This is a genomic window from Streptomyces sp. LZ34 (assembly GCF_053890475.1).
This window is the reverse complement of the sequence record NZ_CM132680.1, coordinates 5,277,001-5,290,946: the sequence shown is the minus strand read 5'-3', so window position 1 is coordinate 5,290,946 and position 13,946 is coordinate 5,277,001. Positions and strand designations below refer to the sequence as shown.

Annotated in this window: 10 protein-coding genes and 1 pseudogene; 7 read left to right on the top strand and 4 right to left on the bottom strand. The window is 71.9% G+C overall.

The window, feature by feature from the left end:
* The 7 genes and pseudogenes from ACWY4P_RS21095 (at position 1) to ACWY4P_RS21065 (ending at position 7,674) form a co-directional block, all read left to right on the top strand.
* Positions 1 to 606, top strand: coding sequence for a TetR/AcrR family transcriptional regulator (locus ACWY4P_RS21095; protein ID WP_456212099.1), 606 nt, complete (start codon positions 1 to 3; stop codon positions 604 to 606).
* Positions 607 to 757: 151 nt separating this feature from the next.
* Entirely contained in the window at positions 758 to 3,010 is a 2,253-nt protein-coding gene (locus tag ACWY4P_RS21090) for an MMPL family transporter (RefSeq protein ID WP_456212098.1), read from the top strand.
* A gap of 217 nt (positions 3,011 to 3,227) precedes the next feature.
* Positions 3,228 to 3,998, top strand: a pseudogene (locus tag ACWY4P_RS21085) (energy-coupling factor ABC transporter permease); the annotation flags it as partial.
* Positions 3,999 to 4,847, top strand: coding sequence for a PDGLE domain-containing protein (locus ACWY4P_RS21080; protein WP_456213007.1), 849 nt, complete (start codon positions 3,999 to 4,001; stop codon positions 4,845 to 4,847).
* 1 nt (position 4,848) lies between these two features.
* Positions 4,849 to 5,613 (top strand): cobalt ECF transporter T component CbiQ, encoded by a 765-nt coding sequence (gene cbiQ, locus ACWY4P_RS21075; RefSeq protein ID WP_456212097.1) that lies wholly within the window; start codon positions 4,849 to 4,851, stop codon positions 5,611 to 5,613.
* The gene (locus tag ACWY4P_RS21070; protein ID WP_456212096.1) at positions 5,610 to 6,398 is read left to right on the top strand and encodes an energy-coupling factor ABC transporter ATP-binding protein; all 789 of its coding nucleotides are present in this window, start codon (positions 5,610 to 5,612) and stop codon (positions 6,396 to 6,398) included. The genes cbiQ and ACWY4P_RS21070 overlap by 4 nt, the downstream gene beginning before the upstream one ends.
* Before the next feature lie 73 nt (positions 6,399 to 6,471).
* Positions 6,472 to 7,674: a serine hydrolase domain-containing protein gene (locus ACWY4P_RS21065; RefSeq protein ID WP_456213006.1), complete on the top strand. Its 1,203-nt coding sequence runs from the start codon at positions 6,472 to 6,474 to the stop codon at positions 7,672 to 7,674.
* A 4-nt stretch (positions 7,675 to 7,678) separates the two neighbouring features.
* Here ACWY4P_RS21065 and ACWY4P_RS21060 read toward each other — a convergent pair whose 3' ends face one another.
* From ACWY4P_RS21060 to ACWY4P_RS21045, 4 genes are all read right to left on the bottom strand, one after another.
* Positions 7,679 to 9,994: an MMPL family transporter gene (locus tag ACWY4P_RS21060; RefSeq protein ID WP_456212095.1), complete on the bottom strand. Its 2,316-nt coding sequence runs from the start codon at positions 9,992 to 9,994 to the stop codon at positions 7,679 to 7,681.
* A gap of 1,659 nt (positions 9,995 to 11,653) precedes the next feature.
* A complete protein-coding gene (locus tag ACWY4P_RS21055) occupies positions 11,654 to 11,854 on the bottom strand; it encodes a hypothetical protein (protein ID WP_456212094.1) in 201 nt (66 codons plus the stop codon).
* A gap of 86 nt (positions 11,855 to 11,940) precedes the next feature.
* Positions 11,941 to 12,603, bottom strand: coding sequence for a response regulator transcription factor (locus ACWY4P_RS21050; RefSeq protein ID WP_456212093.1), 663 nt, complete (start codon positions 12,601 to 12,603; stop codon positions 11,941 to 11,943).
* Entirely contained in the window at positions 12,600 to 13,844 is a 1,245-nt protein-coding gene (locus ACWY4P_RS21045; RefSeq protein ID WP_456212092.1) for a sensor histidine kinase, read from the bottom strand. The genes ACWY4P_RS21050 and ACWY4P_RS21045 overlap by 4 nt, the downstream gene beginning before the upstream one ends.
* Positions 13,845 to 13,946: the final 102 nt, after the last annotated feature.

Genomic DNA, 13,946 nt, shown 5'->3' with positions numbered 1-13,946 from the left:
ATGATGCAGGCACTGGACCGACGCCGCAGCAGGCTGTCCCCCGAGCGGGAGCGCGAGCTGTACGAGGCCGTCATGGACCTGCTGACCGAAGTCGGTTACGACGCGCTGACCATGGACGCGATCGCGGCCCGTACGCACTCCAGCAAGGCCACGCTCTACCGGCAGTGGAAGAGCAAGCCGCAGTTGGTCGCCACCGCGCTGCGCCACACCAAGCCCGTCTCGGTCGAGGACATCGACACCGGCTCGCTGCGCGGCGATCTGCGCGAGATGGTGCGGTGCGGCGACGAGGCCCGGGAGCGGGACGCGGCCCTGATGCGGGGGCTGGCCCTGGCCGTCCACCACAACCCCGATCTGCTCGAGGCGCTGCGCGAGCTCATGATCACGCATGAGCTCGGCGCCTTCGAAGCGCTGCTCAAGCGCGCTGTCGACCGCGGTGAGGTCGCTCCGGACCGCCCCGCCCTCAAATACACCGCGCACCTGATGCTCGGCGCCTTCACCACCCGGTCTCTGGTCGAGGCCAAGGAGCCGGACACCGCCTATCTCTTCGACTACATCGACGCCGTGATCCTCCCCGCCCTCGGCGTCCGGTCCCCAGCCTCCCCCTGAGGCACCCCTCCCTCCCCTTTCCCCACTCGCAGGGCACTCCCCCCCCCGCACCCCACAACCTCATAGAGCTCCAGCCGGCGCGCCGCTCTCGTCGCCGTCTGGTTCCCCACCCCTGCCCAGTAACGCCTACTCGACGGGAGCACCTCTCCTCGTGGCCACGTTCCTCTATAAACTCGGCCGATTCGCCTTCCGGCGACGCCGGTTCGTCGCCCTGATATGGGTGGCGCTCCTCGCGGTCGCCGGTGTCGGGGCCGCCACCGCCTCACCACCCTCCAACGACAGCTTCTCCATCCCGGGCACGGAGGCCCAGAAGGCCTTCGACCTGCTGGAGCAGCGCTTCCCGGGTGGCAACGCGCAGGGTGCCACCGCTCGCGTGGTCTTCCGGGCGCCGGACGACGAGAAGATGACCGACGCGGCCAACAAGGCCGCGGTCGAGAAGACCGTCCGCGAACTCGAGTCGAGCTCGGACGAGATCGCCTCCGTCGCCGACCCGTACAAGACGGGCGGGGTCAGCAAGGACAAGACCACGGCGTACGTCCTGACCTCCTACAAGGTCAGCGCCATGGAGCTGGAGGACAAGACTCGGGACGCGCTGAAGGAGGCGGGCCAGGACGCCCGCGACTCGGGGCTGGCGGTCGAGATCGGCGGTGACGCGCTGCAGGAGATGCCGGAGACCGGCGCCACCGAGGTCATCGGCATCGCGATCTCGGCGGTCGTCCTCCTCATCACCTTCGGCTCGCTGGTCGCCGCCGGACTGCCGCTGCTCACCGCGATCATCGGGGTCGGCATCGGCATCTCCGGGATCACCGCGCTCGCCACCACCCTCGGGCTCTCCAGTACGACCTCGACGCTGGCGATGATGATCGGCCTCGCGGTCGGCATCGACTACGCGCTGTTCATCGTCTCCCGCTACCGGGCCGAACTGGCCGAGGGGCAGGAGCGGGAGGAGGCCGCCGGGCGCGCGGTGGGCACCGCGGGATCCGCGGTGGTCTTCGCCGGGCTCACCGTCGTCATCGCCCTCGCCGGCCTCGCGGTCGTCAACATCCCGATGCTGTCCAAGATGGGCTTCGCCGCGGCGGGCACGGTGGTCATCGCCGTCCTCATCGCGATCAGCCTCATCCCGGCCCTGCTGGGGTTCGCGGGCAGCAAGGTGCTCCCCCGCAAGGTCCGCAAGGCCGCCAAGGAGGGCGCGGCGGGCCAGGGCGCGGGCGAGGAGAAGCCCAACGCGGGCACCCGCTGGGCCCGTTTCGTCCTGCGCCGTCCGGTGACGGTGCTGCTGGTGGGCGTGCTCGGCCTCGGCGCCGCCGCGCTCCCCGCGGCCGGCCTGGAGCTCGGCCTGCCCGACGACGGCTCGCAGCCGACCAGCACCACCAAGCGCAAGGCGTACGACCTGATGTCCGACGGCTTCGGCCCGGGCTTCAACGGGCCGCTGATGGTGGTCGTCGACACCAAGGGCAGCGACGACCCCAAGGGCGCCGCCGAGGAGGTCCGCAAGACCATCCACGACGTGGACGGCGTCGCGAGTGTCAGCAAGCCCCAGTTCAACAAGCCCGGTGACGCCGCGACGCTGACGGTGATCTCCAAGTACAAGCCGAGCAGCGTCGACACCGAGCGTGTCGTGGAGCACATCCGGGACGAGGCCACGTCCATCAAGTCCGGGACCGGCGCCGAGATGCTGGTGACCGGGCAGACCGCGATGAACATCGACGTCTCGCAGAAGCTGAACGACGCGCTGCTGCCCTACCTGGGGCTGGTCGTCGGGCTGGCCTTCCTGCTGCTGATGGTGGTCTTCCGGTCGCTGCTGGTGCCGCTCAAGGCGGCCCTCGGCTTCCTGCTGTCCGTCGTGGCGGCGCTGGGCGCGGTCGTCGCGGTCTTCCAGTGGGGCTGGGGCGGGAGCCTGTTCAACGTCGAGGAGCCCGGCCCGATCATGAGCATGATGCCGATCTTCATGATCGGTGTGGTCTTCGGCCTGGCGATGGACTACGAGGTCTTCCTCGTGACCCGGATGCGCGAGGCGTACGTCCACGGCGAGCGGCCGGGGCAGGCCGTGGTCACGGGCTTCCGGCACGGGGCCCGGGTGGTCAGCGCGGCCGCGGTCATCATGATCAGCGTCTTCGCCGGGTTCATCGGCTCGTCCGAGTCGATGGTGAAGATGATCGGTTTCGGCCTCGCCATCGCGGTGTTCTTCGACGCGTTCATCGTCCGAATGGCCATCGTGCCGGCGGTGCTCGCGCTGCTCGGCAAGTCCGCGTGGTGGCTGCCGCGCTGGCTGGACAAGGCGCTGCCGAACGTGGACGTGGAGGGCGAGGGACTGCGCAAGCAGCTCGACCCGGGCGCCGCGGTGCGTGAGGAGCGGGACGCGGTGGACGAGCGGGATCCCGACGCGGATCTGACCCGGGTGTAAGCCCGGCCCCGGTGTTGCGGCGGCCCTTCGCGAGTGCGCGGAGGGCCGCCGTCGTGTGTGCGGTGGGTGTGTGGGGCGGGTGTGTGCGGTGGTTTTCGCGGGTAGAGCGCTCTTGCGAATTGGTTGCAATAACGGGTTACCATCATCGGGCGGATCACCGGATTGGCGGATTCCGCGGATGAAGCGGACACCCCCGGCGTAGAAGCGGAGCCCCGCCATGCATGTCCCCGACGGATTCATCGACGCCCCGGTGTCCGTGGCGACGGGTGTGGTCGCGGCGGCGGCGGTCGCCGTCAGCCTGCGCGGCGCCCGGCGAGAGCTGGGGGAGGCCGGGGGCGCGGGTGGCTCGGGCGGCATGGGCGACTCGGTCGGCTCGGGGGGTGAGCGCACCGCGCCGCTGGCCGGTCTCGTCGCCGCGTTCATCTTCGCCGTACAGATGTTGAACTTCCCGGTCGCGGCCGGGACCAGCGGGCATCTGCTCGGCGGGGCGCTGGCCGCGATACTCGTCGGCCCGTACACGGGCGTGCTGTGCGTCTCCGTGGTGCTGCTCATGCAGGGCGTGCTCTTCGCGGACGGCGGCCTCACCGCGCTCGGCGTCAACATCACGGACATGGCGGTGGTCACCACGGTGGTCGCGTACGCCGTCTTCCGCGGCATCCTGAAGCTCGCGCCCCGACGGCGCAGCTCGGTGACCGTCGCCTCCTTCGCCGCCGCGCTGCTCTCCGTACCGGCCGCGGCCGTCGCCTTCACCGCGATCTACGCGCTCGGCGGCACGACACATGTCTCGCTCGGCAAGGTCTTCACCGCGATGGTCGGCGTCCATGTGCTGATCGGCATCGGCGAGGCCGTGATCACGGCCCTGACAGTCAGCGCGGTGGCGTCCGTACGCCCCGACCTGGTGTACGGCGCACGTGGGCTGACGCGCACCTTGGAGATCCGCGCCGGGGCGGTGGCCGCCCCGGCGACGCCGGGCCTCGCGGCGACGGCGGTGTCGGCGGCCGCGCCGGGCGCGGCGCCGAGCGCGCCCGGGTCGGCGCGGCCCGGAGCGGACGCCGATGACGCGGTGTCGGCCCCCTCGGGCGCGGCCTCCGCGGCGACGGCAGCGTCGGTCGCGGGCGGCGTCGCGGCTCGGGTCTCTGAACGCGACGAGGAGGCGGGCGCCGCGCCGGGTGGCCCGGCGTCGGCGGCTGCCGGTGTGGGGGAGGCCGCCGGGCGGGCGGCGCGATTCAGTGGCGAGGCCGGGGCGCCCGCGGCCGGCCGGGGCACCGGCGGTGAGGTGGGGAGTGCGGCGGCGCCCGGCCTCGGAGCGGCGACCGTACCCGCGACGGCCGCGCCGGGCGTGGGGCCCGGGGCGGAGGCGGACGCGGCCTCCGCGGCGACGGCGCTCGGCACCGCTGCGGAAGCAGGGGTTGCGGCGTCGGGGGGCGTCGCAACCCCGCTGGGCGCCGGGGGCCTGGCCCCGGCGCCAGGCGCGCGGCGGGCGACGCGGCGGGTGTGGGCGGTCGGGGTCGCGGCGGCGCTGCTGTGTGCCGGGGTGGTCAGCTTCTACGCGTCCGCCAGCCCGGACGGCCTGGAGAAGGTCGCCCAGGACAACGGCATCGACAAGAAGACCGAGGACCACGCCACCAAGGACTCCCCGCTCGCCGACTACGGCGTCAAGGACATCACCGACGCCCGGCTCTCCGGCGGCCTGGCCGGGGTGATCGGGGTCGGCGCGACCCTCGCCGTGGGCTCCGGGCTGTTCGTCGTCGTACGGCGCCGCGCCAAGAAGGCCGCCGGGCCCGCCGCCACGTCGCCCGCCGCCATCCCGTCCGCGCACGACTCCGAGACGGTCTGACGTGGGCGCGGGCCACGCCCACAAGCTCTACCGGGAGGGCCGCTCGCCGGTGCACGCCCTGCCCCCGCAATGCAAGATCGCCGCGGTGCTCTGCTTTGTGCTGGTCGTCGTCTCCACCCCGCGCGAGGCCGTGTGGGCCTTCGGGGTGTACGCGGCGGCGCTGGCGGCGGTCGCGGCGGTGGCGCGGATCCCGGCTGGGTATGTGCTGCGGCGGCTGCTGATCGAGATCCCTTTCGTGGCCTTCGCCGTGCTGATGCCGTTCGTCGCGGAAGGCGAGCGCGTGGCGGTGCTCGGGATGGAGCTGAGCCGCCCCGGCCTGTGGGGCGCCTGGAACATTCTGGCCAAGGGCACGCTCGGGGTCGCCGCGTCCGTGCTGCTGGCCTCCACGACCGAGCTGCGCGCCCTGCTGCTGGGGCTCCAGCGGCTGCGGATGCCGTCGCTGCTGGTCCAGATCGCGTCGTTCATGATCCGCTACGGGGACGTCATCACGGACGAGATGCGGCGGATGCGGATCGCCCGCCAGTCGCGCGGCTTCGAGGCGCGCGGGGTGCGCCACTGGGGCGTGCTCGCCAAGTCGGCCGGGGCGCTGTTCATCCGCTCGTACGAGCGCGGCGAGCGGGTCCACCTGGCGATGATCAGCCGGGGCTATGCGGGCGCGATGCCGGTGATCGACGATATGACGGCGACCCGGGCCCAGTGGCTGTCCGCCGCGGCCCTCCCGCTGACCGCGCTGGTGGTCTGCCTGACCGGATGGATGTTGATATGACCGGCTCGTCTCCCGTGGAGGCCACTCCAGAGACCGCCCCGCCCTCCCTCCAGGTGTCCGGCCTGGCCTACGCCTACCCCGACGGCCACCAGGCCCTCTTCGGCGTCGACCTGACCGTCGCCCGCGGCGAGCGCGTCGCGCTGCTCGGGCCCAACGGCGCGGGCAAGACCACCCTGGTCCTGCACCTCAACGGGATCCTGGGTGCGGGCGCGGGGACGGTCACGGTGGCCGGGCTGCCGGTCTCCAAGCGGAATCTGGCCGAGATCCGCCGCCGCGTCGGCATCGTCTTCCAGGACCCCGACGACCAGCTGTTCATGCCGACCGTGCGCGAGGACGTCGCGTTCGGCCCGGCCGCGGCCGGGCTGCGCGGCGCGGAGCTGGAGCAGCGGGTGGTCAAGGCCCTGGAGCGGGTGGGCATGGCGGAGTTCGCCGACCGCCCGCCGCACCACCTCTCCTTCGGGCAGCGGCGGCGCGTGGCGGTCGCGACCGTCCTGGCCATGGAGCCGGAGATCCTGGTGCTGGACGAGCCCTCCTCCAACCTGGACCCCGCCTCGCGCCGCGAACTGGCCGATATCCTGCGCTCCTTGGACGTCACGGTGCTGATGGTCACCCACGACCTGCCGTACGCGCTGGAGCTGTGCCCGCGCTCCGTGGTGCTCAGCGGCGGGGTGATCGCCGCCGACGGCCGTACCCAGGACCTGCTGTGCGACGAGGCCCTGATGCGGGAACATCGACTCGAGTTGCCCTTCGGTTTCGACCCCCGCTCGGTGACGGCCCCGGTCTGAGGTGTCCGGCGGGGGCGATGCACCATGGGGGGAGCACACTTCGCCCTCGGCATGGTGGGAGTACGGATCAGTGGTGGACGTCCAAGGCACGGTGGCGGACGGATTCGAACCGGTCCGGGACGCCTTCGTGGACAACTTCGCCCGGCGTGGCGAGCGCGGTGCGGCCGTGGTGGTGTACCGGGAGGGCCACAAGGTCGTCGACCTGTGGGGTGGCACGAAGGACGTTGACGGTGAGGGCGAGCCGTGGGCCCAGGACACCGCGCAGGTCGTCCGGTCCGTCACCAAGGGCGTCGCCGCCGCCGTACCGCTGCTGCTCCACCAGCGCGGCCAGCTCGACCTGGACGGCCGGGTCGGCACGTACTGGCCGGAGTTCAAGGCGAACGGCAAGGAGCGGGTACTCGTACGGCATCTGCTCAGCCACCGCGCCGGGGTGCCCGTGCTGGACACCCCGCTGGCCCCCGTCCAGGCCATCGACGGCTTCCACGGCCCGCGGGCGGTCGCCGCCCAGCAGCCCGTATGGGAGCCGGGCACCGCCCACGGCTACCACGCGCAGACCTACAGCTGGCTGGTCGGCGAGCTGGTCCGGCGGGTCACCGGGCGGACCATCGGGCGCTGGATAGCCGAGGAGATAGCCCGGCCGCTCGGGCTCGACCTGTGGCTCGGGCTGCCGGACGGGCAGCGCGGCCGCGTCGGCCGGATCGGGCCCGTGGAGGCCCCGCCCGTGCCCGCCGCGCAGGGTCCGCGGCTGCGGCCCAAGCGGTCGGTCGCCGAGGCGTATCAGAACCCCGACTCGCTCACCCGGCGCGCCTTCGGGGCGATCAGCCCGATGCCGGACGAGAACGACCCCGCCTATCTCGCCGCCGAGCTGCCCGCCTCGGGCGGTGTCGCCACCGCCGACGCGCTGGCTCGCTTCTACGCGGCGCTGATCGGCCCGCTGCCCTCGGGCCCACAGTCCTCGGCGCGCCCCCTGCGGTCCGGCGGCCGCCTCTTCGCGCCCGCGACGGTGACCCAGGCCCGTACGGAGGAGTCCGCGGGGCCGGACGAGGTGCTCGTCGTCGGCACCCGCTTCGGGCTCGGCTACATGCTGCACGGCCCGGCCTCTCCGCTTCTCGCCCCCGGCTCCTTCGGCCACCCGGGCCGCGGCGGCTCCCTCGGCTTCGCCGACCCGGAGGCGGGCATCGGCTTCGGCTATGTCACCAACGGGATGCAGCGCGGCGTCACGGCGGACCCGCGGGCGCAGGCGCTGGTGCGGGCGGTGCGGGCGGCTCTCCGGTGACGCGCTACTCCCGGGGGCCCCGGGGGTCCCGGGGGTAGTCGGATCGCGTGGTACCGCGCACCGGCGGTTGCGCGCTCCATGGGCCCTGCTGCGGCCCGTACGACGGTTGGTAGTGCGCCGGGGCCGGTTGGTGGTGCGCCGGGGTCAGGCCGTCCCGGCCAGGGACCGCATGCGGTCGGCGGCGGCTTCCGGAGCCGGAGACGCGCCCGGGCCACCAGTTCCACGTACCGAGCACCGCCATCAAGGCCGGCAGGACGAAGATCCGGATCACCACCGCGTCGAGCAGGATCGCCGCCGCGAGGCCCACTCCGAGCTGCTTGAACTCGACCATGCTCAGCGTGCCGAAGATCGAGAACACGCCGACCATCACGATCGCCGCGCTCGTCACCACGCCCGCCGAGCGCGTGATGCCCTCGCGGACGGCGTCCTTGATGTCCGCGCCGCCGAGCGCGGCTTCCCGGATCCGGCTGACGACGAACACGTGGTAGTCCATCGACAGGCCGAACAGCACCACGAAGAGGAACAGCGGCAGCCAGGAGACGACCGCTCCCGAGCTGTGGAAGTCCAGCAGGTCCTCCGCCCAGGTGTGCTGGAAGACGGACACCAGGACGCCGAAGGAGGCGGCGGCCGAGAGCAGGTTGAGGAAGATCGCGGAGATCGCCACGGCGAGCGAACGGAAGATCACGGCCATCATGCCGAAGGTGAGGAGCAGGACGAAGCCCACCACCCACGGCATGCGCTCCTCCAGATGCCCCGTGAAGTCCACGCCTTGGGCCACCTTGCCGCCCACGGCACCCTCCGCGTCCGGTACGTCGCCCAGAGCCTGTGGCACCCAGCTCCTAAGGACGTCCAGGGACCGCTTCGCGCCATCGCTCTTGGGCTGGTACGGGGTGCCCACGTCCACGGTGTGTACCTTGCGGTCCCCCGACTCCTTGATGGCCGGAGTCTGGTCGTGCGCGAACAGGTCGTTCTCCGCCGTGCGCGCGAGCAGGCCCTTCAGCGCGGCCTTGACCTCCCCCGCCTCGTCCGCGGGGGCCCGCACCGCCACCTGATGCACCGTGCCCTTGCTCGGGAAGGAGGCGGTCAGCCGGTCCATCGACCGTACGACCGGGATATCCCGCGACAGGTCGTCCGAACCGGGCTGCTTCAACTGCATGTCCAGCGCGGGAAGCGCGAGCAGGACCAGCGCGCCCACCGAGACGACGAGCGTGCCCACGGGCTTCACCAGCGCCGGACGCAGCAGCGCGGGCCACAGGCGGGACTCGTTCGACCGCATCGTCAGCCGCCACAGGAACGGCACCCGCGGACGGTCCACCCAGCGGCCCAGCTTGCCGAGAAGCGCGGGAAGCACGGTCAGGGAAGCCAGGACGGCGACGGCCACGACGATGATCGAGCCGGTGGCGAGCGAGGCGAACGTGGCCTCGTTGGCCAGGTAGAGCCCGGCCATCGACACGATGACGGTGGTGCCGGACACCACGACCGTATGCCCTGAGGTCTCCGCCGCGATCTCGATCGCGTCGATGTGGGACCTGCCCTTCTGCCGTTCCTTGCGTTCCCGCTTGAGGTAGAAGAGCGAGTAGTCCACGCCCACTGCCATGCCCATCAGCAAGATGACATTGCTGACCGCGCTGGTCTCCGGCAGAACATGCGAGGCGAGCGTCGAAAGGCCGATCGCGGCCCCCACACACGACAGGGCGAGCACCACGGGCACACCGGCCGCGATGACCGCGCCGAACACGACAAGCAGGATCAGCAGCGTCAGCGGAAGGCTGATGAGTTCCGCCTTCTCGAAGTCCTCGCCCAGCGTCTCCGTCAGGCCCTTGGCCGTCGAACCCGTGCCGACCTGTTCGACCCTGAGGCCCTGATGGGCCTTCTCAACCGCCGCGCTGGCGTCCAGCAGCGGTTGGACACGGGTGTCGGCGTTCTCGGTGTCGCCCTTCATCGTCACGGGGACGAGCAGCGCCTTGCCGTCAGGGGAGGCGACCGGCTCTCCCACGCTCTCCACGCCGGAGAGCGTCTTCATCCGCCTGGCCACATCAGCGGCGGCCCGGCCGGCGGCATTCTTATCCAGCCTGCCGCCGGACTCGGCGGTGATGAGGACGTTCTCCTCGGGCTTCTCGGGGAAGTCCCCCGAGTGCACGATCTTGCCCGCGCGGCCCGACTCCCTGACGCCCGACTCCTCGTCGCTGATCGCGTTGGTACCGGCCGCCCCGCCAAGGAAGAGACACAAGGCGACGAAGGCGATCCACAGACCCATCGCGGACCACGGATGCGTGGCACTCCACCGCGCCATCCGTACCGTTGCCGGTTTCTTGCGCACCTTTGCTTCCTTCCCTCGCTGTCCGAACGGTCCGCGCGGCGCATGGGGGGTCTCCAAGACGGCGGTCCGGTCGCGGGGCGAGCGCCCCGACTTCCCGGGCTACGCTAGAAACCGCAGTTCAGCAGCGGTATGAGGTTTGCCGTCCAGCTGGACGGTGTGCGCCGCAGCCCCGACCCTCCGGTTTTCCGCAGGGCAGACGCCCGCTGTGCGGCCCGACCCCGCGGTCCCGAACCCGCGGTCCTTCGGCTCGGCGCAACCAGTGAACGAACTGGCGCCCGGCGCCTGCCGCGGAGACGATGAAACGCTGAACGGCCAGCGGGCGGTGCTCGGCATCCACCACAAATCCCGAGGGGACCCGGCAACGGCCTGCCGGATCCCCTCGGGCCGAGCCGCCTGATGCGGCACTAACACCGCGCTGGGAGATTCTCCGGAGGACCGGCTCACGACTTGGGGAGCTTCCCTCGCTGGGTGATCACCCACATCCACGCCTCCAGGGTGGCGACGAACTCGCCGAGGTCGGGAGTGGCGTAGGAGGCCCGCTCATGGACGCGCCCAGTACAGATCCTCGGAGTCGTTGGCCTCGCCCCTTCGAGGCGTCGGCGGAGGTCCCGCTCGAACCCCCGCCCGGCTCATTGCTGCACCTAGTCCATCCAGGCCGAGGTCTAGTTGTCCGGGGATTTCTCCCCGGCAAGGAAGCGTGCGAACTTTTCCGCATCCTGCGGCATGGTGTAGACGGTCAGGTCTGAGCGGCCACCGATCTGCAGCCGATGCGGGTGCGGGTGTGCTTGGCGGGGGTGGGTGCGGCTCGCTGCGTTGGGCTTCGCGGGTGCAGGTGCGCTTCGCTGCGCGGTGGCTGCGCTTCGCTTCGCTGTGCCTATGCGCCGTCTCGCGCCATTCGGCTCGCGCGGGTGCGGGTTTCGTCTCGGACCCTCCGGGTCCAAAGCGCCAGCGAGAAGGGGGAAGGGGGGGGCGGCCGGCCCGGTGCCCCGATTCCTTGGCCCGGCGGGTGGCTGGGCTCACGACACGCTCCGCTGCGCTGCGCCGCGACTGCTGCCGCGCGGTGGCCGGTCTGTCAGTCCAGCGGTGCGCGGAGTCGGGGCGTGGGAGTACGACGGACGGGCGAGCTACCGGACGGGATCGGGCCTCCCCCACCCCCTCATGGAAAAACGTTTGATGTAGCGCTTGATGTAGAGCAAGCATTTTTTTGAGAGGGGGTGGAGGGAGGCCCTTAACCGGACCGGCGTCTACCGCTCCGGGGCGACCATCTACCGTTCCCCCGCCCGCCAACCGGTGACGACCCCGTGGGCGGGACGGCTACGATGCCTCTGGCACCCCCTCCCCTTCCCGCTGCTGGCCGCGTTGCGCCGAAGGCGCGAGATGATGCCTGTTTTCGGCGACCGGGCCATGCCGTCCAGCGGCGTTGGCCCGTTCGTCGCGCTCCCGCGTCTCCAGTCGAGCGCACCGCTGGGCTGACCGGTCGGCCACCGCGCGGCAGCAGTCGCGGCGCAGCGCAGCGGAGCCTGTCTGGAGCCCAGCCACCCGCTGGGCCAAGGAATCGGGGCACCAGGTCGGCCGCCTATGCAATCGCGTCGTTGTGGATAGCCGCCTCCAGGCCCCCGACGGACCGCCGACCAGGGGCAGCACCTCTCGCTTCCGGTCTTACGAACCGCCCCCGGTCATGTTGATGAAGGCCACGAACAGTGCGCCGGCAATCCCCACACCCTGGACGGCCTTCGCCCAGCCGGGCATCGGCTCGCCCCTCTTGGACGCCGAACGGGCGGCGAAGAAGGCGATCGCCAACGTGACGACGACGATGGGACCGAGCACCAGGGACAGCCAATCAACTTGCACGGGCGTCATCGCGGATCTCCTTGTTCCACCTCGGTGACTGTCGGCACATCATCCGCGAGCGCCACCGGGACCCCTCCCGGACGTGATGTGCGCGCCTAGGATCCCGACGGGGCCACCAGGCCCGCCTCGTAGGCGAGGATCACCAGCTGCACCCGGTCGCGGGCGTCGAGTTTGGCGAGCAGCCGGGTCAGATAGGTCTTGGCGGTGGCGACGCTGATGCACAGCAGGTCGGCGATCTCGGCGTTGGACAGGCCGCTGCCGACCAGGGTCAGCACCTCGCGCTCCCGCTCGGTGATGCCGCCCAGCTCCGCCCGGCGCGGGGGCGTCGCCGTGGGGCGGGCGGCGAACTCCTTGATCAGTCGGCGGGTGACGCCCGGTGCGATCAGCGCGTCCCCGGCGGCGACGACACGGACCGCGGCGAGGATGTCGTCCAGGGCCATGTCCTTCACCAGAAACCCGGACGCGCCGGCGCGCAGCGCCCCGTAGACGTAATCGTCGTCGTCGAAGGTCGTCAGGACGACCACGCGGGTCGGGCCGGAGCCCGTGGTGATCAGCCGGGTGGCCTCGATGCCGTCCATGCCGGGCATCCGGATGTCCATCACCACGACGTCCGGGGTGAGTTCGCCGGTCAGCCGGACCGCTTCGGCGCCGTCTTCGGCCTCGCCGACGACCTCGAGGTCGGGGATGTCGGTGATGACCATCCGCAGGGCGGCGCGGACGAGGGGCTGGTCGTCGGCCAGTACGACACGGATGGTCATCCGGCTGTGGCCTCTGCTTTCGTCTCGATCGCCGGCGCGGTCGCCGCCGGGAGCGGCAGCCGGGCCGCCACCAGGAAGCCGCCGCCGGCCCTGGGCCCGGCGGTGAAGTCGCCGTGCAACTGGGCGACCCGCTCGCGCATGCCGACCAGTCCGTATCCGAAGCCGTACGCCCCGCCGCCCGTCCCGCGGTCGCTGACCTCGACGGCCAGCTCGTCCTCGCCGTAGTCGACGCTCACCTGGCAGGAGTCGGCCCCCGAGTGCCGTACGACATTGGTCACGGACTCCTGGACGATGCGGAACGCCGCGAGGTCGATGTCCGCGGGCAGCGGGCGGCGCCTGCCCTGCCACCACACCTCGACGCGGACACCGGCGGCCGTGGTCGTCGCGGCGAGCCGCTCGATGTCCGCGAGCCCGGCGGCCGGCCGCAGCGGGGACGGCGCGGGCTCCTGCGCCCGGTCGGCCTCGCGCAGCGCGCCCAGCATCCGCCGCAGCCCGGACAGTGTTTCGCGGCCCGTCTTCTCCACGGTGAGCATCGCCTCGCGGGCCTTGTCCGGCTGGGTTTCGACGACCCGGGCCGCGGCGCCGGCCTGAAGGGCGATGATGCCGATGCTGTGGGCCACCGTGTCATGCATCTCGCGGGCGATCCGCAGCCGTTCGGCGGTGACGGCCTGGGCGGCGGCCTGGGCGTGCAACTCCTCGGTGTGGACCTGGGACTGGCGCACCGAATTGCCGACGAGCCAGCCGATGACCACGGTCAGGGCGATGTACGGCTCGGGGATGACACCACTGTCCTGGATGCCCAGGCCCAACCTCAGGACGACATAGCAGGGCAGCGTGGCCAGCGCCGCCGCGGCGGCGCTGAGCGAGGATCGCCGGGGGCGGGTGGCCGCGACGTAGCAGAGGGCGACGTCCACTCCCAGGTACTGCGCGGGCGGGATCTCGTCCTGGCGCCACGCCAGCGTCGAGGCGACCGTGCCGGCGAGCAGCAGCCCGTACCCCAGCGAAGTCCTGCGGCGCAGCAGCGCACTTCCGGCCAGGACCAGCGCGAAGGCGATGGCGAGCAGCAGCTTGGCGGACAGCGGGTCCAGACCTTGCCGGGGGTAGCTGAGCGAGTACTCCCGCCGCGGGGACATCAGGACGTACTTCACGAGGGGGCCCAACGCCGCCGCGAACCACACCAGCCCCGCCCACAGGCCCGGCGGTATGCGCTTGAGCAGGGGCAGCGGCGGTGAGGCGGACATGGCCAGATCGTAACCACGGGGCTTGGGGCCGGGCATCGGACCACGGCTGTACAACCAGGGTCGACACCCGTGCCCGCGATTGTCAGCGGTGGTCCGACGACG